This is a genomic window from Pseudomonas sp. S2_A02, from assembly GCF_054668495.1.
Genome location: NZ_CP162776.1, coordinates 1,061,862 through 1,083,196 on the forward strand (window position 1 = coordinate 1,061,862; position 21,335 = coordinate 1,083,196).

Here is a 21,335-nt window from a genome sequence, read left to right on the forward strand (position 1 = left end):
CCCGTGTATCCGCCGATAAGCCAGATACACTGCAATACAATCGACGGCAGGCGAGCGGGCCAAGGCTCGATAGACTGTGCGACAACTCCCATTCAAGAGGCTTGGTCACCATGGAACACGTCGATCACATTCTCATCGTGGACGATGACCGCGAGATCCGGGAACTGGTAGGCAACTATCTGAAGAAGAACGGCCTGCGTACCACCGTGGTAGCGGATGGACGGCAGATGCGCTCGTTTCTGGAGTCCACGCCGGTGGACCTGATCGTGCTCGACATCATGATGCCGGGCGACGATGGCCTGGTGCTCTGCCGTGAGCTGCGCGCCGGCAAACACAAGGCCACGCCGGTGCTGATGCTCACCGCTCGCAACGATGAAACCGACCGCATCATCGGCCTGGAAATGGGCGCCGACGATTATCTGGTCAAACCGTTCGCCGCCCGTGAATTGCTCGCCCGTATCAACGCTGTGCTGCGACGCACGCGGATGCTGCCGCCGAACCTGGTGATCACCGAAAGCGGTCGCCTGCTGGCGTTCGGTCGCTGGCGCCTGGACACCTCGGCCCGGCATCTGCTGGATGAGGACGGCACCATGGTCGCCCTCAGCGGCGCGGAATATCGCTTGCTGCGGGTGTTCCTCGATCATCCTCAGCGGGTGCTCAATCGCGACCAATTGCTCAACCTGACTCAAGGCCGCGATGCCGATCTGTTCGACCGCTCCATCGATTTGCTGGTGAGCCGCTTACGTCAGCGTCTGCTGGACGATGCCCGGGAACCGGCCTATATCAAGACCGTGCGCAGTGAAGGCTATGTGTTTTCCCTGCCAGTAGAAGTGCTCGGTGCGCCGTCATGAACCTTGCGCTGCACTGGCCTCGCACGCTGGCCTCGCGGCTGTCTCTGATTTTCCTCATCGGCCTGATCCTCGCCCAGGCGCTGTCCTTTGGCGCTCAGTACTACGAGCGTTACGAAAGTGCGAGAAATACGATGTTGGGCAATCTGGAAACCGACGTCTCGACCTCCCTCGCCATCCTCGACCGTTTGCCCGCCGATGAGCGTGTGAACTGGCTGCAGCGTCTGGAGCGCACCAACTACAGCTATCTGCTGAATGAAGGCTCGCCGGGCATGCCGATGGCAGCCAGCGGTGTGCCGATTGCAGTGACCTCGATTCAGGACGCCATCGGCCATGATTACCCGCTGACCTTTACCGACATCCCAGGCCCGAAAAAACACTTTCAGGCCCACCTGAAACTCAAGGACGGCAGCCCTGTCACTATCGATGTGCGGCCTTCGATGGTGCCGTTGTCGCCGTGGTTACCGGCGGTATTGCTAGGGCAACTGGCGCTGATGATTGCCTGCACCTGGCTGGCCGTGAGAATCGCCATCAGCCCACTCACCCGCCTCGCCCAAGCGGTGGAAACCCTCGACCCCAACACCCACGCCATACACCTGGATGAAAAAGGCCCGACCGAAGTCGCCTACGCCGCCCGGGCTTTCAATGCGATGCAGGCGCGCATTGCGGCTTACCTCAAGGAGCGAATGCAGCTGTTGGCGGCAATTTCCCACGACCTGCAAACCCCGATCACCCGCATGAAACTGCGCGCCGAGTTCATGGATGACTCCAGCGAGAAAGACAAGCTGTGGAACGATCTCGGCGAGATGGAACACCTGGTGCGCGAAGGCGTGGCCTATGCCCGCAGCATTCATGGCGCCACCGAGGAAAGTCGCCGTACTGATCTGGATTCATTCCTCGATAGCCTGGTGTTCGACTATCAGGACACCGGCAAAGACGTGCAGCTCTACGGCAAAAGCGCAGCCGTGATTAACACCCGGCCGCATGCTTTGCGACGGGTACTGGTGAACCTGATAGACAACGCGCTGAAATTCGCCGGCGCGGCAGAGCTGTGGGTGGAAACGAAGGCTGATGGCAGCTTGTCGGTGAAGGTGATGGACCGTGGGCCGGGGATTGCCGAAGAGGAATTGGCGCAGGTAATGGAGCCGTTCTACCGCGTGGAGAATTCGCGTAATCGCAGTACGGGAGGGACCGGTTTGGGGTTGGCAATTGCGCAGCAGTTGGCGTTGGCGATTGGCGGGGCGCTGACCTTGAGCAATCGCGAAGGGGGTGGGTTGTGTGCCGAACTCAAGTTGCCAAAGACCCAATAAACACCACGAATTCCAATGTGGGAGCGGGCTTGCTCGCGAAGAGGCCAGCCCATTCAGCATCTATGTCGACTGACACACCGCCTTCGCGAGCAAGCCCGCTCCCACATTGGATTCGTGGTGTTTGGGGGGATTGTGTGCGGTCAGGCCGCCATGCCGATCACCCCTTCTCCGTGCATCTGCCGCAATAACGCCAATCCGCTGTCGATGAACTCCGGCGCCCCAACCATCCCCGCTTCCACCGCCAACCCTTCCAGTTGCGCCCGGCCATTGAGCTGAGGAAACTCCCCGATCCGCTGCAACAACCGCCACGCCAACGGGCTCAGTTCGGAGAAGCGCACACTCCAGTCCTCGGCCCGACGAACCAACAGCAACGTCGGCTGAACTGGCGGCGTGTCCGGCCGGTAATCAGGCCCCACCAACTGCACTGGCCAGCCATACGCCAATGGCCAGGCCAGCGGCGAAACCTGCAACGGTCGATCCAGCAGTAATGCGGCATCGCTGGCCGGCAACGGCTCCGCGTCGGATTGTTGCAACGCCATCTCGACCCATTCGTAATGCGCCAGCTCGACCATGAACGGCGGCCACGTTCCCTTGCTCAACGCCAACGGCTCAGAGGCGAGAAACTCGACAAATTCCTGGGCGATCTCGCCGAATTTTGGCGTGCGCGCGCGGTAGTCCCGCAGGAAGATCCGCACCAAAGAACGCCACTCACCGTCACCCAATATCTTCACCAGCACCGGAAAAGTCCCGCTGAGCAACAACGACAAATTCGAGAACACCAGGTCGCGATAAACCTGTGCCCGTGCCACGTCCATCTCGGCGGGCGGCGCGCAGTGGTGGGGGTCGCGCAGGTAGCGAGTCAATGTGTCTTGCTGTTGATACAAGCTCGGCTTATCCACGGTAGTCACCCTGCAGGCGGCGAATGGTCTGCAATTCACTCACCAATTCGGAGAACACCGGAAAGTTGAAATCCCGTTCAAGCAGCGTCGGTTGCACACCAAACCGCGCATACGCCTCGGCCAACAACGACCACACCACCGGTTTGACCGAGGCGCCATGGGTGTCGATCTTCAGCGTGTCGGATTCATCGAAATGCCCCGCCACATGCATGGCAACCACCCTCCCCGCGTCGATGCCGGTCAGAAATGTCTGCGGATCGAAGCCGTGATTGATCGAATTGACGTAGACATTGTTGACGTCCAGCAACAGATCGCAATCGGCTTCGCGCAGCACTGCGTTGGTGAACGTCAGTTCGTCCATGTCCTGCTGCGGCGCGGCGTAGTAGGAGACGTTTTCCACTGCCAGGCGCCGACCGAGAATGTCTTGGGACTGGCGGATTCGAGCGGCAACGTGATGCACCGCTTCTTCGGTAAACGGCAACGGCAGCAAATCGTAAAGATGCCCGTCATCGCTGCAGTAGCTCAGGTGTTCGCTGTACAGCGGCACGTTATAGTGATCGAGAAAAACCCGCACTTCCTGCAGGAACCCGACGTCCAGCGGCGCCGGCCCGCCCAAAGACAAGGACAAGCCGTGACAGGACAACGGATAGCGCTCGGCCAGGGCGCGAAACGCCGCGCCGTGAGCGCCGCCGATGCCGATCCAGTTTTCCGGGGCGACTTCCAGAAAGTCGAAAGAGCCCACCGGGGCCGCTTGAAGGTCCTTCATTAAACCGCGGCGCAAGCCTAGCCCGATGGTCGCCTCCGTTGATGTGAGGGGAGTCTGCATGGTGTCGATCTCATCCTGGGATCCGGTCTCCAGCGTCTGAAAACTCAGTGCCGGCCGGCAGGCTCAGTCAAACGCCATGGTGTGTCGGGTCTGTGTCACAAACGCCGCTCTTCTCAGGCCACTGTATCGGACAGGCAGTCAGATACAGTGGGATACACGAACTAGACTCAATGGTTACCCCCTCCGGGGGAGCCAGGACGCGGTTATCGTCCTGTTCATTCCCACGATCACCGCCCAAAGGTGCATGCCTCGACAAACAATGCCTCTGGACCGTGATCCTGCTGAAGGAGCACACATGATGGACGAGGCCAGGCTCAATGATTTCATGGGCAAACTGGTGAACGACATGGGCGGCGCGGCGATGCTCGCCAACGTCATCCTCGGCGAAGAACTCGGTCTGTACCGGGCGATGGCCGACAGTCAGCCACTCACCCCCGAAGCACTCGCCGAAAAGACCGGCTGCAACACCCGCCTGCTGCGTGAATGGCTCAGCGCCCACGCCGCCTCCGGTTACATGGAACACCGCGACGGCCAGTTCCGCCTGCCCGAAGAGCAAGCCCTGGCGCTGGCGATCGAAGATTCACCGGTCTATGTGGCCGGCGGTATCGGCGTGGTTGCGTCGTTTTTCCATGACAAGGACAAACTGGTCAATGCCATGCGCGGCAATGGCGCCCTGCCGTGGGGCGATCACCATCCGTGCATGTTCAGCGGCACGGAACGGTTTTTCCGCCCAGGGTACAAGGCGCATCTGGTCAGCGAATGGCTGCCGGCCCTCGAGGGGGTAGTCGCCAAACTGGAGGCCGGCGCGAAAGTGGCGGACATCGGCTGCGGCCACGGCGCTTCTACCGTGATCATGGCCCAGGCGTTTCCTAATTCACGGTTCGTCGGTTTCGATTACCACGCGCCTTCGGTCACCGTCGCCACCCAGCGCGCCGAGGAAGGTGGTGTGGAAGGCCGGGCGCGGTTCTTCCAGGGCACCGCCAAGAGCTATCCGGGCAACGACTATGACTTGGTCTGCTATTTCGACTGCCTGCACGATATGGGTGACCCGGTCGGCGCCGCAAAACATGCCTATGAATCGCTCAAGCCCGACGGTTCGGTGCTGCTGGTAGAGCCCTTCGCCAACGACACGCTCGATGCCAACACCACCCCGGTGGGACGGCTGTTTTATGCAGCCTCGACCTTTATCTGCACGCCCAACTCGCTGTCCCAGGAAGTCGGCCTCGGGCTCGGTGCCCAAGCGGGTGAGGCACGGTTGCGCAAGGTTTTTACCGAAGCAGGCTTCACGCAGTTCCGGCGGGCCACGGAAACGCCGTTCAACCTGATTCTGGAGGCGCGTAAATAAATAAGGACAGGTTCATCATCCGGGCAGGTTGGACTGCCCGGATGCAGCTGACGAAACCGGACCCTGTGGGAGCGGGCTTGCTCGCGAAGGCGTAGTGTCAGGCGACATCGATGTTGACTGTACCGGCCCCTTCGCGAGCAAGCCCGCTCCCACAGGTGAACGTGTTCACTGCATGGACAGGCGCTCGCCAAGATTTTCAGCCTTGAGAATATCGAACAACGCTTGCGCCGCCGCCGACAGTTCATGCCCCGTCGTCAGCACTCCGATCGCCCGTTCCACCACCGGATCCCGCAGCGTAATGCAACGCGCGCCCAATTCGCGCATCTGCCCGGCGCACAACGCCGGCACCGCGCTCACACCCAATCCGCTGGCCACCATCCGCCCGACTGTCGCCAATTGATGGCTTTCAAATTCCACCGGCAACTTCATACCCCGCGCCTGCAAGTGCTCTTCGAGCATCACCCGCACCGTCGATGGGCGCTGCAAGGTAATGAACGGTTCCTTGAGCAAGGTCTGCCAATCAATGTCGTCCAGCTCCGCCAGCGGTGAATCGAACGGCACCACCGCCACAAACCGGTCGATGTACAACGGCGTGAACACCAGCGACGAGCTCTGGGTTGGTTCGAACGCCACGCCCAATTCCACCTGACGGTCGCGGACCATTTCCAGCACTTGTTCGTTGATCACGTCGTTCACCGTGACGTTGACCTTGGGATAACGCGCGCGAAAGGTCTTGAGAATCGGCGGCAGCAGGTTGCCGGCAAACGACGGCATCGCCGCCAGGGTCACCCGGCCGCGCTGGAGGGTGAAGCGTTGTCGCAGTTCATCCTCGGCGTTGTCCCAGTCCGCGATCAATCGACGAGCCAACGGAAGCAACGATTCGCCTTCGGCGGTCAGTGCAACGTTGCGGGTATTGCGCGTGAACAGGCGTCCGCCCAAGCCCTCCTCCAGCGCCTTGATCGTCAGGCTCAACGCCGACTGGGACAAGTGCAGCCGCTCGCACGCCACGGCAAAACTCAAACTCTGGGCCACGGCCAGGAATGCACGGATCTGTTTGACGGTCATGGTCACTGCCTCCAACGGTAAGCACATTCAAGGTAGATACCGTCTTAAACCTCACCGAGCAAGCGCAAGTTTCGGGTCATAAGGCTGGCCCGATTTGAGCACGCCATAAACGAAGTGCAGCAGCTTGCGCATCGCGGCACAAATGATCTGCTTGGGGGCCTTGCCGTTGGCCTTCAAGCGATCCTTCATGGCCATGATCGCCTTGTTGTGCTGCAGCGCCACCAGGCCGGGCATGTAAAGGCCTGCCCGCACGCGCGCTGAGCCGATTTTTGAGATCACAGTACGGCCTTTGAGCAGTCCCGAATCCTGCAGCTTGGGGTTCAACCCAGCAGCAGCAACCAGCTTGCGAGGATCGTCATATTTACGCAGGTCGCCCAGCTCGGCCAGCAGCCGCTCAAGCGTTTTCTGCCCGATACCGTCGATGGTCACGATCAAGTCGCGCATTTGACGCATATCCGGGTCGTCATCGATGTGTTTTTTGATCGCTTTGTGCGTTTCAGCGATCTCTTTTTCGATATGGTGCAGCACGGAGTTAATTGAGGCTTTGACCTTTTCGTCAGATACCCCCAGACGATTGAGCTCCATTTGCTGCATTTCCTGAAGGTCATCCAGGCGGCGAACCAAGGCTTTCAACTGGCGATACTTCAGAGGCTCCGGCGCCCATGGCTGAAGCTTTTCATCCTTTTCCCGGGCGAAGTCCGCGATCAGCTTGGCGTCGCTTTTATCGGTTTTGATCCGGCGTAACTCACTGCCGGCGTAGGCATGGGTCGTGGCCGGATTCACCACGCAAACCCGGTAACCCTTGTTGTAGACGAACTCGGCGAGCGCCAGGTGATAGACACTGGTGGCCTCCATCACGATCAGTGCCGAAGGTTCGACCTGCTTGTGCAGCCAGGCTTCAAACTCTTTGAATCCTTTGGCGTCGTTCGCCAGTTTGGCTTTGGTTTTATGCTTGCCATTCGGCAGGTGTGTAGCGATATCAAAGGTGTTTTTAGCGACATCGACGCCGACGAAACTGGACATGTCTTCTCCCAATCAGATCAGTTGCGATCATCACTACACTCTGTCCAACCTTGTGAATGCGGGCTCTCGCCAGAGACGGGCCCAAGATACCGTTCGAACTGTACGAGTGAGTGTGGAGGGTTGGAGCACGATCTACGTCACAGGCAAAAAGCCTAAGGAGCTGCACGGCTTCCAGGTCCCTCCCTCGATGATCAGTCGAGAACTATCGCTCCTGATGGAGCAATAGTCGAGATACAAGGAGCTGCCGAAGGCCGCGATCTTTTGATCTTGATCTTCGGCGCCCTTGAAGGTGCAGAAGATCAAAAGATCGCAGCCTGCGGCAGCTCCTGCGTATTAGTGAGTTTTATCTATCAATCAACCTTAAAAATCAACTTAACAAATAAATCCTCCGGCGAGACACTCCTTCCCCATCCGGCTAGCCAGCCGCCCACAAAGAATAAAAGAGGTGCATATGGCAGGGTTCGACAAGCGCGTGTATTCCTACGAGGAAGCGATGGCAGGTCTTGAAGACGGCATGACCGTGATCTCCGGCGGCTTCGGCCTGTGCGGGATTCCGGAAAACCTCATCGCCGAGATCCAGCACCGCGGCACCCGTGATCTCACCGTGGTCTCCAACAACTGCGGCGTCGACGGTTTCGGCCTCGGTGTGTTGCTGATAGACCGGCAAATCCGCAAGGTGGTGGCCTCCTACGTCGGCGAAAACGCGCTGTTCGAAAAGCAACTGCTGAGCGGCGAAATCGAAGTCGACCTGACACCTCAAGGCACCCTCGCCGAGAAAATGCGCGCAGGCGGTGCCGGCATCCCGGCGTTCTTCACCGCCACTGGCGTCGGCACTCCGGTGGCAGATGGCAAGGAAGTCCGCGAATTCAAGGGCCGCAAGTACCTGATGGAAGAGTCCATCACCGGTGACTTCGCCATCGTCAAAGGCTGGAAAGCCGACCATTTCGGTAACGTGGTTTATCGCCACACCGCCCAGAACTTCAACCCGCTGGCCGCCACCGCCGGCAAGATCACCGTGGTCGAAGTCGAAGAAATCGTCGAACCCGGCGAGCTGGACCCGTCGCAGATCCATACCCCTGGCATCTACGTCGATCGGGTCATTTGCGGCACGTTCGAGAAGCGCATCGAACAACGCACCGTGCGTAAGTGATCCCCTGCCCCCGGACCGAATGAAGGAATAACAACAATGGCACTTTCCCGCGAACAAATGGCTCAGCGCGTCGCCCGCGAAATGCAGGACGGCTACTACGTGAACCTCGGCATCGGCATCCCGACCCTGGTCGCCAACTACATCCCTGAAGGCATGGAAGTCATGCTGCAATCGGAAAACGGCCTGCTCGGCATGGGCGCCTTTCCGACCGACGCCGAAGTCGACGCCGACATGATCAACGCCGGCAAGCAAACCGTGACCGCGCGTATTGGCGCATCGATTTTCTCGTCCGCCGAATCGTTCGCAATGATCCGCGGCGGCCACATCGACCTGACCGTGCTGGGCGCGTTTGAAGTCGACGTCGAAGGCAACATCGCCTCCTGGATGATCCCCGGCAAACTGGTCAAGGGCATGGGCGGCGCGATGGACCTGGTGGCCGGTGCGGACAACATCATCGTCACCATGACCCACGCCTCCAAGGACGGCGAGTCGAAACTGCTGTCGCGTTGCAGCTTGCCGCTGACCGGCGCCGGTTGCATCAAACGTGTGCTGACCGACCTGGCCTACATGGAAATCCAGGACGGTGCGTTCATTCTAAAAGAGCGCGCGCCGGGCGTCAGCGTCGAGGAAATCGTCGCCAAGACCGCTGGTAAACTGATCGTGCCTGACCACGTCCCGGAAATGCAGTTCGCTGCCCAGTGAGGAATCCTTCCATGCAAGAAGTCGTGATTGTTGCCGCCACTCGTACTGCCATCGGCAGCTTCCAGGGCTCGTTGGCCAATGTGTCCGCAGTTGACCTCGGGGCTGCGGTGATCCGCCAGTTGCTGGCGCAGACCGGGCTGGACCCGGCGCAAGTCGATGAAGTGATCATGGGCCAAGTGCTGACCGCAGGTGCCGGCCAGAACCCGGCGCGTCAGGCCGCGATCAAGGCCGGCCTGCCCTTCGCCGTGCCGGCCATGACCCTGAACAAAGTCTGCGGCTCGGGCCTGAAAGCGCTGCATCTGGCGGCTCAAGCGATTCGCTGCGGCGATGCCGAAGTGATCATCGCCGGCGGCCAGGAAAACATGAGCCTGGCCAATTACGTCATGCCGGGCGCCCGCACCGGTTTGCGCATGGGTCACGCGCAGATCGTCGACACGATGATCAGCGACGGTTTGTGGGATGCGTTCAATGATTACCACATGGGCATCACCGCCGAGAATCTGGCTGAGAAGTACAGCCTGACCCGTGAGCAACAGGACGCCTTCGCTGCCGCCTCACAGCAGAAAGCCGTGGCCGCCATCGAAGCCGGGCGGTTTGCCGATGAGATCACGCCGATCCTGATCCCGCAGCGCAAGGGCGATCCGCTGTCCTTCGCCACCGATGAACAGCCTCGGGCCGGCACCACCGCCGACTCTCTGGGCAAACTGAAAGCGGCGTTCAAGAAAGACGGCTCGGTGACTGCTGGCAACGCCTCTTCGCTGAATGACGGCGCCGCTGCGGTGATTCTGATGAGTGCGCAGAAAGCCAAGGCGCTGGGGCTGCCAGTGCTGGCGAAAATCGCCGCTTACGCCAACGCGGGCGTCGATCCGGCGATCATGGGCATCGGCCCGGTGTCGGCCACTCGTCGTTGCCTGGACAAGGCTGGTTGGTCCATCGATCAACTGGACCTGATCGAAGCCAACGAAGCCTTCGCCGCGCAATCTTTGGCGGTGGCCAAGGATCTGGAATGGGATCTGAACAAGGTCAACGTCAACGGCGGCGCCATTGCCCTGGGCCATCCGATCGGTGCCTCGGGTTGCCGGGTGCTGGTGACCTTGCTGCATGAAATGATCAAGCGTGACGCCAAAAAAGGCCTGGCGACGTTATGCATCGGCGGAGGCCAAGGCGTAGCACTGGCGATCGAACGCTAGCCCCGAGACCGCGTTATCGTTCTTCGCCAGCAAGCCCGCTCCCACAGTTGATCGGGGTTGATCACAAATTTTGTGATCGGCGCAGTTCCAATGTGGGAGCGGGCTTGCTCGCGAAGAGGCCCGACCAGGAAACACCCCTCCCGAGTCAGACAACAAACTGCAGAATCAACCAGCTGTTCGCCCCACTGATCACCACAAACAACCCCCACGCCAACACCCGTGTCGGCAGTCGATTCACAAACGGCCCCATGAGTTTTTGATCGTTGGTCATGCGAATCAACGGATACAACGCGAATGGCAGTTGCAGGCTGAGTACCACCTGGCTCAACACCAGCAGTTTGCCGATCGCCCCGTCGCCCATCAGCCAGACACCGATGAACGCCGGGATCAGCGCCAGCCCGCGAGTGATCAACCGCCGTTGCCAGCAAGGCAGTCGCAGGTTCAGGTAGCCTTCCATGATCACCTGGCCCGCAATGGTGCCGGTGAAGGTCGAGCTCTGTCCTGACGCCAGCAACGCCACGCCGAACAGCACACTGGCCAACGCTCCGCCCACCAACGGGTCGAGCAAGTGATAGGCATCCTGAATGTCCACCACGTCGGTGTGTCCGGTTTTGTAGAAGGCCGCCGCGGCGAGAATCAGGATCGCCGCGTTGACCAGCAGCGCCAAGGCCAGAGAGCCGATGGTGTCGATGCGCGCCAGTTTCACCGCGTCTTGCTTGCTGGCCAGATCCTTGCCGATCATCCGGGTCTGCACGATTGAGGTGTGCAGATAGAGGTTATGCGGCATCACCGTGGCCCCGAGAATACCGATGGCCAGGTACAACGGCGCGGCATCACCAATAGCCGAAAGTGACGGTGTAAAACCACGGGCGACGTCCGGCCAGTAAGGTTTGATCAGCAACAGCTCGACGAAGAAACATGCACCGATGGTGCCCACCAGCACCAGCATGATCGCCTCCAGCCGGCGAAAGCCGCGGTTCTGCAGTGCCAATACCAGCAGCGTGTCGAACGCTGTGAGCGCGATGCCAAATGTCAGTGAACAGCCCAACAACAAGTGGAACGCCAGCGCGCAGCCAAGCACTTCGGCGAGGTCGGTGGCGATGATCGAAATTTCCGCCAGCAACCATTGGGTCCGTGCGGTTCGCGTGCTGTAGCGTTCGCGGGACAGTTGCGCCAGGTCACGCCCGGTGGCAATGCCCAGACGCGAACACAAACACTGCACCACCATTCCCGCCAGGCTCGCCAGCAACACCACGAACAACAGGCTGTAGCCAAACCGTGAACCGGACTCGATGGCCGTGGCCCAATTGCCCGGGTCCATGTAGCCGATGGACACCAGCAAACCGGGGCCGGCAAAGCGCAGGACGCGTTTGAAGAAAGACGCACTCGGATCAACGGCAACAGTGCCGGCCACTTCCGGTGGGCAAAACGGCGCAGTGCCGACTTTGGGCAAACTGAATTTCACGCAAACATCCGTTAACAGGTGGAAGCGCGCAGCTTAGACGTTTCGCGCATTCCGGAGTAGACGCTGCAGCCGAACGCAGCCTCGCGAGTTCGACTGCTGCTACAACAAACGCAGGTTGCGGCAGCTGCTACAGATCGCGATCCGTGGGATGATCGCCATCAAAGCGCGGATCATCCCTCGGAGAGTTTGAATGTCATTGTTGAGTAAAAAAGCCGTTGTCCTGCTGCTGGCGGCGGCTGCCAGCCTGGGTGCCTTGAATGCGCAGGCGGCGAAGGCCACTGCCAGCGACAAAGCGCCGACCCAGAAAGTCTCGATGCTCGGCGGCAAGTTCAAATTTACCCTGCCCAAGGGTTTCATCGCCAACCCGCTGCCGGCCGGCGATGCGGCCACCGGCACTGCCGGGGCGACTGGCACGATGTATACCAACCAGACCACCAAAACCGTGGTGATCGCCGCTGAAAACACCATCCCCGGCGGCGCCAACGTCAAGGACAACGACGGTGAGTTCCTTGACGCCACCGTGTCCGCGTTCGCCACCGAGCAACGCAACGCCTTGCCGGATTTCAACAAAACCAGCGAAAAAAGCCTGACCCAGAAAGGCACGGGCCTGGGCCTTCGGCAGCTCGACAGCACCGCCACCCAGGGCGGCGGCATGACACTGGACAGCACGCTGATGGCCGCTTCCGGCACGCGCATGGCCATCGTTCAGATCATTTCCCGCCCCAACGACAAAACCGGCCACGATACGCTGGTGAAACAAATCATCAGCGGCAAATAAACCCGAACGATTCAGGGATTGAGGCGCTGCAACCAGGCGCTCAAATCCTGCACCTCGGTGGCGCTGATGCTGTGGCCGACACCCGGATAGGCGTGAAATTCGGGCTTGAGTGACAGGCGCTGTAACAGGCTGTCGGCATCAGTACCGTCGTTGTAGGGCAGGAGTTTGTCGGCGGTACCATGACCGATGAAAATCGCCAGCTGCTGGCGTTTTTCATCCGGTTTGAGCTCGGCCCTGAGCACCGGCAAGATGCGCCCGCTCAACGCCGCAATCCCGCCTACCGCCTCGGGATGACGCAACGCGACCTCGTAGGACATCATCGCGCCCTGGCTGAAACCCACCAGGAATACCTTGTCCGCTTCGGTGTGATATTTCTTCGCCGCTTGTGCGACAAAATCCCTCAGCACCTGCCCGCTGGCCTTCAGGTCGTCCGTCTCGCCGTCATAGGCGCCCTCACCTTTCTGGCGAAACCACTGGTAACTGCCCTCCTCCAACGTCATCGGCGCCCGCACCGACAGGTAGTTGTACTGCGGCGGCAACTCATCCTTGATGTCGAACAGGTCCTGTTCGTTACTGCCATAACCGTGCAGGAAAATCACCAGGGGTTGGTTACGGGATTCAGCGTCGGCCTGCTCCAGATACTTGAGCGGCAGATCGGTGTGCAGCGGGGTTTGAGCGTGGACGGCGGTGGACGCCAGGAGCGTGAGCAGAGCAAGTAACTTCAACATAAATCTTCCTTCACAGCGCGCAGGATTCGGGGCAAAGCCTAACACTGTGAGGCGGTATGTCGATGATGACCCTGGCATCTTCGCCGCTTCGCAGGCCGTCTTCGCGAGCAAGCCTGCTCCCATGAAATCGCGGCCTGATTAGAAAGCATAAAAAAGTGGCCACCGCATCAACAGTGTCCCCGCAAGATTTCGGGTGTGATCCGATTGAACAGTCGCGCTGGCGATGAAGCTTTTTTTGCGGCACATTGGCCCTGCCAACCCATTCCCGGAAGAGAAGCGTGATGCCCGCGTTGAACCTGATCCAGCATCATCCTGCCGAAGGTCCTGGCGCCATTGCCGAATGGGCCCGAGCCCGTGGCATTGCGCTGAACGTGTTTCGCGCCGACCTCGGCCAGTTGCCGCCGGTGAGTGCGACACCGGTGATCCTGTTGGGCGGGCCTTATGAATCCAATGCCGGGCCGACGTGGCTGGAAGCGGAGCGTCAGTGGCTGGCGGGTAGTCTGGATCAGGATGCGCCGGTGTTTGCGATTTGTCTGGGCGCGCAATTGCTGGCGCTGAGTCTGGGGGGCAATGTGCGGCGGATGGCTTACCCCGAAACTGGCTGGACGACTGTGACCTTTGCGGATGGCCAGAGGCTGAAGGTGCTGGAATGGCACGAAGACGCGATCGATCTACCGGCGGATGCGCAATTGCTGGCCAGCAGTGACGTGTGTGAGCAGCAGATGTATCGCATCGGCGCGGCGCGGCTGGGGTTGCAGTTCCATCCGGAGTGGAATGCTGAATCGGTGGCGACCCTCAATGAGCACTTTGCCGAGGAATCGCCGTTGCCTCGGGGGCCACAGGACAGCGCCGCCTATACAGCCGTGTTTGGCTGGTTGCAGGTGACGCTTGACCAGTGGTGGGCGGCGCGGACAGCGGTTTGAATCAAGATCAAAAGATCGCAGCCTTCGGCAGCTCCAGGGAACGTACAGCCGTAATTTCACCGGTGTACTCGGTCAATGTAGGAGCTGGCGAAGCCTGCGATCTTTTCGGCTACATCAACATTCGCAGCCGATCACGGTACTGACCGGCTGTTGCACCACAACACTCAATTCAAACCCCTCATCCAGCCACCCCGTCACCCCGCCAATCATCTCCTTGACCGGGTAACCCAGCGCCGCCAATTTCACCGCGGCCTTGTTGGCGCCGTTGCAGTGGGGCCCTGCGCAATAGACCACGAACAGCGTGGACTTCGAATAACCCGCCAAGCCGTCAGCCGTGATCAGTCGGCCCGGGATGTTGATCGCGCCCGGCACATGTCCGCGTTCGAACGCCAACGGTCCGCGCACGTCGACCAGAACAAAATCCATCTCGCCGGCCTGTTGGCTGCCATAGACGTCGGAACAATCGGTCTCGAAGGTCAGACGGTTGCTGAAATGCATCAGGGCAATGGCAGATGGGGCTGCGGGAATTTCGCGAACCAGGCTGGGCATGGGCTGTACTCCAAAGTCTCGATAGGTGTGGGAAGACTTTATCTGCTCCGCGCTTGTCGCTACAGTGGCGCACAAGACACTCACCGGGAATTTTCCGCCAAATGCAGCCCACCCCTGGATTGGTCGCGATTCTGGCCTACGACGGCCTCTGCACTTTCGAATTCGGCATCGCCGTGGAGATCTTCGGCCTGGCGCGGCCAGAGTTCGATTTCCCTTGGTATGAGCACCGTATCGTCGCCGTCGACCAAGGGCCGATGCGTGCCATGGGTGGCATTCAGGTGCTGGCCGACGGCGGGATGGAACTGCTTGAAGAGGCCCGGACCATCATCATCCCTGGATGGCGCGACCGCAGCGCGGCGGTGCCTGAACCGTTGCTCGCCGCCCTGCGTCAGGCCCATGCCCGGGGGCGCGATTGCTATCGATCTGTTCGGGGGTATTCGTGTTGGCGGCCACCGGTTTGCTCGATGGTCACGGCGCCACGACGCATTGGCGCTATACCGCTGAACTGGCCAAACGTTTTCCGGACATTCAGGTGGACCCGGACGTGCTTTATGTCGATTCGGGCCAATTGATCACTTCGGCCGGCAGCGCCGCGGGCATCGATGCCTGCCTGCACCTGGTCGCGCGGGATTTTGGCACTCAGGTGGCCAACTCGGTGGCGCGGCGGTTGGTGATGTCGCCGCAACGCACTGGCGGCCAGGCGCAGTTCATTCCGTCACCGGTCAGCCCGACGCCACGCAGCGATCTGTCGCGCGTCATGCAATGGGCGCGGGAACGTCTGCACGAACCGCTGGAAGTTCGCGACCTCGCCAGCGAGGCGGCCATGAGTGAGCGCACGTTCCTGCGGCGGTTCACCGAAGCCAGCGGCTTGCCGCCCAAGGCATGGTTGCAACATGAGCGTCTGGCCCGGGCCCGCGAACTGCTGGAGAGTACCCGCCAGCACACCGAGCAGATTGCCCAGCACTGCGGTTATCGTTCGGTGGAAAGCTTCCGGGTGGCGTTTCGCAGCGTGGTCGGTGTGCCGCCGTCGGTGTATCGGGAGCGGTTTGGGCGTGAGGTAAAGGCGATTTTTTGAAGTGTTATTGAGGGCCCCATCGCGAGCAGGCTCGCTCCCACATTAGATCTGTGGTGACCACAAGACCATTGTAGGAGCAAGGCTTGCCCGCGAAGGCGTCGTACACAAATGTTGTGCTCAATAGAGATCCACTGTGGGAGCGGGCTTGCCCGCGAAGGCGCCGCCTCAGACACCCATTACCTCAAGACTTGCGCAACAGATAGGTATCCATAATCCACCCATGCGCCAGCCGCGCCGCCTTGCGCACCCGTTCAATCTCATTCGCGACATCCTTGAGCTTGCCACTGATCAGGATTTCATCCGGCGTCCCCAGGTAGGCCCCCCAGTAAATCTCTGTCTCCTGATCGGCCACGTGATGGTAAGCATCTTGCGCATCCAGCATCACCACCACGCTGTCGGCGTCACTCACCTGCCCCGCCGCCAACCGCCGGCCAGTGGTGATTTCAATCGAGCGACCGATGCGATTCAGCGGCACCTTATGTTGCGCCGCCAACGCCTGCACGCTGGTGATCCCGGGGATCACCTCGAACTCGAACACACACCGGCCCGACGCCAGAATCGCCTGCAGAATCCGAATGGTGCTGTCGTACAACGCTGGATCGCCCCACACCAGAAAACCGCCGCACTGGTCATCGGTCATTTCCTCACTGATCAACCGCTCGAAGGTCTGCTGCTTGGCGCGGTTCAGATCTTCGACGCTGGCCTTGTAGTCCACATCCCCGCGCTCCCGCTCAGGACTATGGGCTTCGACGAAGCGGTAGTCGCGATCGGTGATGTAGCGCTCACAGATCTCGCGGCGCAGGTCGATCAGTTTGTCTTTGCTCTGGCCCTTGTCCATGAGGAAAAACACATCGACGCGGTTCAGCGCCTTCACCGCCTGCATGGTGATGTAGTCGGGGTTGCCGGCGCCGACACCGATGACCAGAAGTTTTTTCATCAACGTGCTCCCTCAGAGTCCGTGCCCATCAAGCGTAGCCGCCAGCGACCGTTGAACCGCAACTCGATGGCTGACAACGGTTCGACGTCGATCTGGTTGAACGCCGCGCCCTGCAGCACCTGCATCAATGCGGCGCGGATGACAAAAGGATGGGTGACGGCAACGACATGCCCCGGCGTTGCCTCAAGGCTATTCAACCACGCAGCCACCCGCTCACCGAGTTGCGTCACCGACTCTCCACCGTGAGGCGCCGAGGTCGGGTCATTGAGCCAGGCCTGGAGCGTCTCGGGTTCGGTTATTTGCAGGTCGTCGATCGACGTGCCTTTCCAGCGTCCGAAATCGCAATCCCCCAAGGCCGCGACAATCTCCACATCGTCGCTAAACAGCTCAGCGGTTTGCCGGGTTCGCAGTTCCGGGCCACAGAGCAAACGAGGTGTGCCCTTGAACTGGCGGCAACGCGAACCCTTCGCCGATTGCCAATCCATTTCCAATGGCTCATTCGTAGGAAAACACGCCAATTTTTGTGCGACGGTTCGAGCGTGGCACATCAGGGTCAAGCGGGTCGCCTGCACGGAAGATCACTCTGTCGATGGGATGGAGAACGGCACGATGCCACGAATAATCGGCCCATTGTGCCGCAAGAAGCGCGATCCAGGGCGCTTCGTTTCAAGCAGTCGATCGGCTTGGCGAGCTCATTTTATCCCCGATAAGTAGCGATCTCTGACACCTCTACGGGCAATGTCCTACAAAGGTAGTCGACATCCGCGTAGCCCGCGGCGCACAGGGTTTTCGCCCCATTTTTGAGCGTTTAAAATCCACACAATAATTCACTAGACATGTAGTACACGTTACATAAATACTGTTTTAGCAGTTTATGAAATGAAACCGACACACCCATCCAGCAGGAGCCCGGATGCCCTCTCTCAGAGACCTGATCACCGATCCCGGCCTGGACTTCACCCCATCGGAACGCAAAGTCATACGAGCCTTGCTGGACCAGTATCCACGTAACGGACTGGGCCCCATGTCACGTCTGGCCGAACATGCCGGTGTCAGCGATCCGACCATCGTGCGGCTGGTGAAGAAGCTTGGTTTCAGCGGTCATGCCGAGTTTCAGGAGGCCTTGCTCCGCGACATGGATGACCGCCTGCGCTCTCCCCGTACCCTGTTGCAACCCCGCGCTCATCTCAAGAAAGATGACCCCTGGAGCCATTATCTGGCGGACAGCCATCGGGCACTGGCCGACACCCAGGCGCTGACCCAACCCGAAGATGTACGCATTCTGATCGAATGGCTGCTCGACACACGCCATCAGGTCCATTGCTTCGGCGGCCGATTCAGCAGTTTCCTCGCCAACTATTTGCTCAACCATCTGCGCCTGCTGCGGCCCGGCTGTTTAGTCCTGGAAGACAACGCGCAATTGCCGGACCGATTGTTTGACGTGCAACGTCAGGACGTGGTGCTGGTGTTCGACTATCGCCGCTATCAGTCCCAGGCCCTGCGGGTCGCCAATGCCGCTAAAGGCCGACATGCGCGGGTCGTTCTGTTCACCGATACCTACGCGTCCCCGCTGCGAGAAATGGCCGACCTGATCATCAGCGCACCGGTGGAATCGGCGTCGGCCTTCGACTCGATGGTTCCGGCGCTGGCCCAGGTTGAAGCACTGGTTGCCTGCTTGTCCCTGCGCAGCCCCGATCTGGCCGATCGCCTGGAAGGCATCGATGCCCTGCGGACCGACTTCGACACTCACCTGCTGGAGGATAAATAAGGATGTTCATGCTCCCCCACCACTCGCCCCGCGACTTGCCGTTCACCACCGACCATACCGCATTGTTGCTGGTGGACATGCAGCGTGCCTGGCTTGAGCCGCAGTTCGACCCGCACCTCAACGGAGCGGATGCCGAATATTTTCTGACCCGTGCCCACATGCAGGTGGTGCCCAATCAACGCCGGTTGCTCAGTGCCTTTCGCGAAGCACGGCAAAACGTGCTGCACACGCTCATCGAAAGCCTCACTGCCGACGGTCGCGACCGCTCGCTGGACCACAAACTCTCGGACATGCACCTGCCCAAGGGCAGCCCGCACGCGCAAATCATCGATGACCTGACGCCGATCGAAAACGAAATCGTGTTGCCCAAGACCTCTTCCGGGGTCTTCAACTCCACCAACATCGACTACGTGCTGCGCAACCTTGAAACCCGGCACCTGATCATCGCCGGCATTGTCACCGACCAGTGCGTCGACATGGCCATGCGTGACGCCGCCGACCGCGGTTACCTGGTGACGCTGGTCGAAGATGCCTGCGCCACCTACACCGAACAACGGCATCACGCCTGTCTGAACGCCATCAAGGGCTACTGCTGGATCACCGACACCCAGACCGTGCTCGGACGGTTACGGGAGATGCAGCCATGAGCGCTCGCCTCTCGCCACTGCCGATGACCACGATCGTCACCACCGACCTGATTGGCGTGACGCGCGGCCGTTCCTTTCCCGCCGACGAACTCGATGCCTATCAAGTGGCGGGCTGCGGCTGGGTGCCGGCCAACAGCGCCCTGACCCCGCAAGACATCATCGCCTCCAGCAATCCATGGGGCGCTTATGGAGACTTGCGGCTGATCCCCGACTTGAGTAGCCACGTGACAGTCAACAACGGCCCGGACGCCAATGCCCCGGCGCTGGACTTCATTCACGGCGACATTCGCGAAACCGATGGCCGCCCGTGGGGCGCCTGCCCGCGTACGCTGTTGCGCAACGAGGTGGCGCGTTATCGCGACGAATTGGGACTGCAGATCAACGCCGCGTTCGAACATGAATTCAACCTCGGCAGCGGCGTGGCTGAGCATTTGGCGTTTTCTCTTGAGGCACAGCGCCAAGGCGCCGAATTCGGCGGCTGGTTGCTCAGCGCACTGCGTGCCGGCGGTGTGGAGCCGGAGATGTTCCTGCCGGAATACGGCAAGCACCAATACGAAATCACCTGCCGCCCGGCCCTCGGCGTCGCCGCCGCCGACCGCGCGGTGAACGTGCGTGAGATCACCCGTGAGATCGCTCGGCAAATGGGCCTGGACCTGAGTTTCGCCCCCAAGACCTCCGAGCAGGCGGTGTGCAATGGCGTGCATTTACACGTGAGCCTGCAGGATCTGGCCGGCCACCCGGTGCTGTACGACGCCGGCACCACCAACGGCCTGTCGACCCTCGGGCAGCATTGGGCCGCCGGCGTTTTGCATTATTTGCCTGCACTCTGCGCCTTTACCGCGCCGACGCCAGTTTCCTATCAGCGCTTGCAGCCCCATCACTGGAGCGCTTCCTACGCCTGCCTCGGCCAACGCAACCGCGAAGCGGCGCTGCGGATTTGCCCGACCGTGAGCCTGGGCGGCAAAGCCGTGGCGGCGCAGTACAACCTGGAATTTCGCGCCATGGACGCCACCGCCTCGCCGCATCTGGCCATGGCCGCGTTGCTGATCGCCGGGCGCCTGGGCATCGAGCAGCGCTTGGCTCTGAACGCGATCACCGATGAAGTCCCCGATTCTCTGAACGAAGAGCAACGCCAGGCTCGCGGCATCGTCGCCCTGCCCGCGTCCCTGTCCCAGGCCCTGGATTGCCTGCGCAATAGTGAGGCGCTGATCGAAGCCCTGCCGAGTGCGTTACTGGACACTTACTTCGCTGTTAAAACCGAGGAGCTGACGCTGACGGAACAGCTCTCGCCCGCCGATCTTTGTGAGCACTATGCGCGCCTGTACTGAGTCCGCCGAACGGGGGCTCTATACCCAGCCTGCGTACACCCTGAGCCGGGAAGCCTCCGAGCACCCGCTGATTCTGGTGTGTGAACATGCCAGTCGTTTTATCCCGGCCGAGTTGAATGACCTGGGCTTGAGCCATGAAGCCGCCCGCGAACACATCGCCTGGGACATCGGCGCCCTGGCGCTGGCCGAGGGCTTGTCCGAAGCACTGGGCGCCACTCTGTTGGCAGCCAACTATTCACGGCTGTTGATCGACCTCAACCGCCCGCGCCATGCGCCGGACAGCATTGCGTTGCAGAGCGAGATTTATCAGGTGCCGGGCAATCGGGATCTGGACGAGGCCACCCGCGACTATCGCCGGCACTGCCTGTTCAAGCCGTTTCATACACGCCTGCAAACCTTGATCGACGCCCGTGTGGCGCAAGGTCGTCCGGTTCGAGTGGTGGGGATTCACAGTTTCACGCCGATCTATTACGGCCAGCCACGGTCGCTGGAAGTCGGCGTGTTGTACGGACAAGCCGGGGAGTACGCCCAGAAAGTGATCGACGGGCTGAGCCGGCATCCCTTGAAAGTTGCCGGTAATCAGCCGTACAAAGTCGATCCGCGGGGTGATATGACCGTGCCGGTTCACGGCGATGCACGAGGGCTTGAGTCGGTGTTGATCGAGGTACGCAACGATCTGCTGCGCACGCCCGAAAACATCGGTCGCTGGACCGACTATCTGGCGCCACTGCTGTAGAGCAATAGCTTCAAACTCGCAGCGTGCAGCTGCTTTCAAATCA

General features: G+C 60.5%; 21 protein-coding genes and 1 pseudogene. 13 read left to right on the forward strand and 9 right to left on the reverse strand.

Features of this window, described 5'->3' with window-relative positions:
* Positions 1–110: 110 nt before the first annotated feature.
* Positions 111–851, forward strand: a complete 741-nt coding sequence (locus tag AB4O41_RS04640) for a response regulator (protein ID WP_007896007.1) — start codon at positions 111–113, stop codon at positions 849–851.
* Positions 848–2,158: an ATP-binding protein gene (locus AB4O41_RS04645; protein WP_460146482.1), complete on the forward strand. Its 1,311-nt coding sequence runs from the start codon at positions 848–850 to the stop codon at positions 2,156–2,158. The genes AB4O41_RS04640 and AB4O41_RS04645 overlap by 4 nt, the downstream gene beginning before the upstream one ends.
* A 140-nt stretch (positions 2,159–2,298) precedes the next feature.
* Here the strand turns inward: AB4O41_RS04645 and AB4O41_RS04650 are convergent, their stop codons facing one another.
* Positions 2,299–3,057 carry an HvfC family RiPP maturation protein gene (locus AB4O41_RS04650; RefSeq protein WP_460146483.1) on the reverse strand — a complete coding sequence of 253 codons (759 nt, stop codon included), beginning with the start codon at positions 3,055–3,057 and terminating at the stop codon, positions 2,299–2,301.
* Complete coding sequence (locus AB4O41_RS04655) at positions 3,050–3,883, reverse strand: HvfB family MNIO-type RiPP peptide maturase (RefSeq protein ID WP_460146484.1); 834 nt, start codon at positions 3,881–3,883, stop codon at positions 3,050–3,052. The genes AB4O41_RS04650 and AB4O41_RS04655 overlap by 8 nt, the downstream gene beginning before the upstream one ends.
* Before the next feature lie 298 nt (positions 3,884–4,181).
* Between AB4O41_RS04655 and AB4O41_RS04660 the strand changes: the two genes are divergently transcribed.
* Positions 4,182–5,228, forward strand: a complete 1,047-nt coding sequence (locus AB4O41_RS04660) for a class I SAM-dependent methyltransferase (protein WP_460148277.1) — start codon at positions 4,182–4,184, stop codon at positions 5,226–5,228.
* A 165-nt stretch (positions 5,229–5,393) separates the two neighbouring features.
* Here AB4O41_RS04660 and AB4O41_RS04665 read toward each other — a convergent pair whose 3' ends face one another.
* Together AB4O41_RS04665 and AB4O41_RS04670 are read right to left on the reverse strand one after the other, a co-directional pair.
* Entirely contained in the window at positions 5,394–6,293 is a 900-nt protein-coding gene (locus AB4O41_RS04665; protein WP_460146485.1) for a LysR substrate-binding domain-containing protein, read from the reverse strand.
* Positions 6,294–6,344: 51 nt separating this feature from the next.
* Positions 6,345–7,316, reverse strand: a complete 972-nt coding sequence (locus tag AB4O41_RS04670; RefSeq protein ID WP_460144197.1) for an IS110 family RNA-guided transposase — start codon at positions 7,314–7,316, stop codon at positions 6,345–6,347.
* Positions 7,317–7,767: 451 nt separating this feature from the next.
* Between AB4O41_RS04670 and AB4O41_RS04675 the strand changes: the two genes are divergently transcribed.
* Genes AB4O41_RS04675 through AB4O41_RS04685 form a run of 3 tightly spaced genes read left to right on the forward strand, consistent with a single transcriptional unit; the run spans position 7,768 to position 10,358 of the window.
* Positions 7,768–8,466, forward strand: a complete 699-nt coding sequence (locus AB4O41_RS04675; RefSeq protein WP_460146486.1) for a CoA transferase subunit A — start codon at positions 7,768–7,770, stop codon at positions 8,464–8,466.
* A gap of 36 nt (positions 8,467–8,502) precedes the next feature.
* Positions 8,503–9,168 (forward strand): CoA transferase subunit B, encoded by a 666-nt coding sequence (locus tag AB4O41_RS04680; protein WP_367371957.1) that lies wholly within the window; start codon positions 8,503–8,505, stop codon positions 9,166–9,168.
* A gap of 11 nt (positions 9,169–9,179) precedes the next feature.
* Complete coding sequence (locus AB4O41_RS04685; RefSeq protein ID WP_460146487.1) at positions 9,180–10,358, forward strand: acetyl-CoA C-acetyltransferase; 1,179 nt, start codon at positions 9,180–9,182, stop codon at positions 10,356–10,358.
* A gap of 145 nt (positions 10,359–10,503) precedes the next feature.
* Here AB4O41_RS04685 and AB4O41_RS04690 read toward each other — a convergent pair whose 3' ends face one another.
* Positions 10,504–11,823, reverse strand: coding sequence for an Nramp family divalent metal transporter (locus AB4O41_RS04690; RefSeq protein ID WP_460146488.1), 1,320 nt, complete (start codon positions 11,821–11,823; stop codon positions 10,504–10,506).
* A gap of 190 nt (positions 11,824–12,013) precedes the next feature.
* Between AB4O41_RS04690 and AB4O41_RS04695 the strand changes: the two genes are divergently transcribed.
* A complete protein-coding gene (locus AB4O41_RS04695) occupies positions 12,014–12,601 on the forward strand; it encodes a DcrB/PsbP domain-containing protein (protein ID WP_460146489.1) in 588 nt (195 codons plus the stop codon).
* Positions 12,602–12,612: 11 nt separating this feature from the next.
* Here the strand turns inward: AB4O41_RS04695 and AB4O41_RS04700 are convergent, their stop codons facing one another.
* Positions 12,613–13,329 carry an alpha/beta hydrolase gene (locus tag AB4O41_RS04700; protein WP_460146490.1) on the reverse strand — a complete coding sequence of 239 codons (717 nt, stop codon included), beginning with the start codon at positions 13,327–13,329 and terminating at the stop codon, positions 12,613–12,615.
* Between the two features lie 281 nt (positions 13,330–13,610).
* On the opposite strand from AB4O41_RS04700, the gene AB4O41_RS04705 reads away from it, so the two are divergent.
* Positions 13,611–14,252, forward strand: a complete 642-nt coding sequence (locus AB4O41_RS04705; protein WP_460146491.1) for a type 1 glutamine amidotransferase — start codon at positions 13,611–13,613, stop codon at positions 14,250–14,252.
* A gap of 114 nt (positions 14,253–14,366) precedes the next feature.
* Here AB4O41_RS04705 and AB4O41_RS04710 read toward each other — a convergent pair whose 3' ends face one another.
* Positions 14,367–14,801 carry a rhodanese-like domain-containing protein gene (locus AB4O41_RS04710; RefSeq protein WP_460146492.1) on the reverse strand — a complete coding sequence of 145 codons (435 nt, stop codon included), beginning with the start codon at positions 14,799–14,801 and terminating at the stop codon, positions 14,367–14,369.
* A 101-nt stretch (positions 14,802–14,902) separates the two neighbouring features.
* On the opposite strand from AB4O41_RS04710, the pseudogene ftrA reads away from it, so the two are divergent.
* Positions 14,903–15,876 (forward strand): annotated as a pseudogene (gene ftrA / locus AB4O41_RS04715) (transcriptional regulator FtrA).
* A gap of 181 nt (positions 15,877–16,057) precedes the next feature.
* Here ftrA and cobF read toward each other — a convergent pair.
* Together cobF and AB4O41_RS04725 are read right to left on the reverse strand one after the other, a co-directional pair.
* Positions 16,058–16,813 (reverse strand): precorrin-6A synthase (deacetylating), encoded by a 756-nt coding sequence (cobF, locus tag AB4O41_RS04720; RefSeq protein ID WP_460146493.1) that lies wholly within the window; start codon positions 16,811–16,813, stop codon positions 16,058–16,060.
* Positions 16,813–17,385, reverse strand: coding sequence for a histidine phosphatase family protein (locus AB4O41_RS04725; protein WP_460146494.1), 573 nt, complete (start codon positions 17,383–17,385; stop codon positions 16,813–16,815). The genes cobF and AB4O41_RS04725 overlap by 1 nt, the downstream gene beginning before the upstream one ends.
* 341 nt (positions 17,386–17,726) lie before the next feature.
* Between AB4O41_RS04725 and AB4O41_RS04730 the strand changes: the two genes are divergently transcribed.
* From AB4O41_RS04730 to AB4O41_RS04745, 4 genes are read left to right on the forward strand one after another with little or no spacing between them, the layout of a single operon-like run.
* The gene (locus AB4O41_RS04730; protein ID WP_460146495.1) at positions 17,727–18,581 is read left to right on the forward strand and encodes a MurR/RpiR family transcriptional regulator; all 855 of its coding nucleotides are present in this window, start codon (positions 17,727–17,729) and stop codon (positions 18,579–18,581) included.
* A 2-nt stretch (positions 18,582–18,583) separates the two neighbouring features.
* On the forward strand, positions 18,584–19,228 hold the full coding sequence (locus AB4O41_RS04735; protein WP_460146496.1) for a cysteine hydrolase family protein: 645 nt from the start codon (positions 18,584–18,586) through the stop codon (positions 19,226–19,228).
* Positions 19,225–20,556, forward strand: a complete 1,332-nt coding sequence (locus tag AB4O41_RS04740) for a type I glutamate--ammonia ligase (RefSeq protein WP_460146497.1) — start codon at positions 19,225–19,227, stop codon at positions 20,554–20,556. Before AB4O41_RS04735 ends, AB4O41_RS04740 begins: the two co-directional genes overlap by 4 nt.
* Positions 20,540–21,292: an N-formylglutamate amidohydrolase gene (locus AB4O41_RS04745; protein WP_460146498.1), complete on the forward strand. Its 753-nt coding sequence runs from the start codon at positions 20,540–20,542 to the stop codon at positions 21,290–21,292. The genes AB4O41_RS04740 and AB4O41_RS04745 overlap by 17 nt, the downstream gene beginning before the upstream one ends.
* The last annotated feature ends 43 nt before the right edge of the window (positions 21,293–21,335 follow it).

Excerpts from the sequence above, each read along its gene's own strand:
- AB4O41_RS04640 (WP_007896007.1), top strand. The coding sequence starts at position 111 with ATGGAACACGTCGATCACATTCTCATCGTGGACGATGACCGCGAGATC.
- AB4O41_RS04645 (WP_460146482.1), top strand. The coding sequence starts at position 848 with ATGAACCTTGCGCTGCACTGGCCTCGCACGCTGGCCTCGCGGCTGTCT.
- AB4O41_RS04655 (WP_460146484.1), bottom strand. The coding sequence starts at position 3,883 with ATGCAGACTCCCCTCACATCAACGGAGGCGACCATCGGGCTAGGCTTG.
- AB4O41_RS04660 (WP_460148277.1), top strand. The coding sequence starts at position 4,182 with ATGGACGAGGCCAGGCTCAATGATTTCATGGGCAAACTGGTGAACGAC.
- AB4O41_RS04665 (WP_460146485.1), bottom strand. The coding sequence starts at position 6,293 with ATGACCGTCAAACAGATCCGTGCATTCCTGGCCGTGGCCCAGAGTTTG.
- AB4O41_RS04670 (WP_460144197.1), bottom strand. The coding sequence starts at position 7,316 with ATGTCCAGTTTCGTCGGCGTCGATGTCGCTAAAAACACCTTTGATATC.
- AB4O41_RS04675 (WP_460146486.1), top strand. The coding sequence starts at position 7,768 with ATGGCAGGGTTCGACAAGCGCGTGTATTCCTACGAGGAAGCGATGGCA.
- AB4O41_RS04680 (WP_367371957.1), top strand. The coding sequence starts at position 8,503 with ATGGCACTTTCCCGCGAACAAATGGCTCAGCGCGTCGCCCGCGAAATG.
- AB4O41_RS04685 (WP_460146487.1), top strand. The coding sequence starts at position 9,180 with ATGCAAGAAGTCGTGATTGTTGCCGCCACTCGTACTGCCATCGGCAGC.
- AB4O41_RS04695 (WP_460146489.1), top strand. The coding sequence starts at position 12,014 with ATGTCATTGTTGAGTAAAAAAGCCGTTGTCCTGCTGCTGGCGGCGGCT.
- AB4O41_RS04700 (WP_460146490.1), bottom strand. The coding sequence starts at position 13,329 with ATGTTGAAGTTACTTGCTCTGCTCACGCTCCTGGCGTCCACCGCCGTC.
- AB4O41_RS04705 (WP_460146491.1), top strand. The coding sequence starts at position 13,611 with ATGCCCGCGTTGAACCTGATCCAGCATCATCCTGCCGAAGGTCCTGGC.
- AB4O41_RS04710 (WP_460146492.1), bottom strand. The coding sequence starts at position 14,801 with ATGCCCAGCCTGGTTCGCGAAATTCCCGCAGCCCCATCTGCCATTGCC.
- cobF (WP_460146493.1), bottom strand. The coding sequence starts at position 16,813 with ATGAAAAAACTTCTGGTCATCGGTGTCGGCGCCGGCAACCCCGACTAC.
- AB4O41_RS04730 (WP_460146495.1), top strand. The coding sequence starts at position 17,727 with ATGCCCTCTCTCAGAGACCTGATCACCGATCCCGGCCTGGACTTCACC.
- AB4O41_RS04735 (WP_460146496.1), top strand. The coding sequence starts at position 18,584 with ATGTTCATGCTCCCCCACCACTCGCCCCGCGACTTGCCGTTCACCACC.
- AB4O41_RS04740 (WP_460146497.1), top strand. The coding sequence starts at position 19,225 with ATGAGCGCTCGCCTCTCGCCACTGCCGATGACCACGATCGTCACCACC.
- AB4O41_RS04745 (WP_460146498.1), top strand. The coding sequence starts at position 20,540 with ATGCGCGCCTGTACTGAGTCCGCCGAACGGGGGCTCTATACCCAGCCT.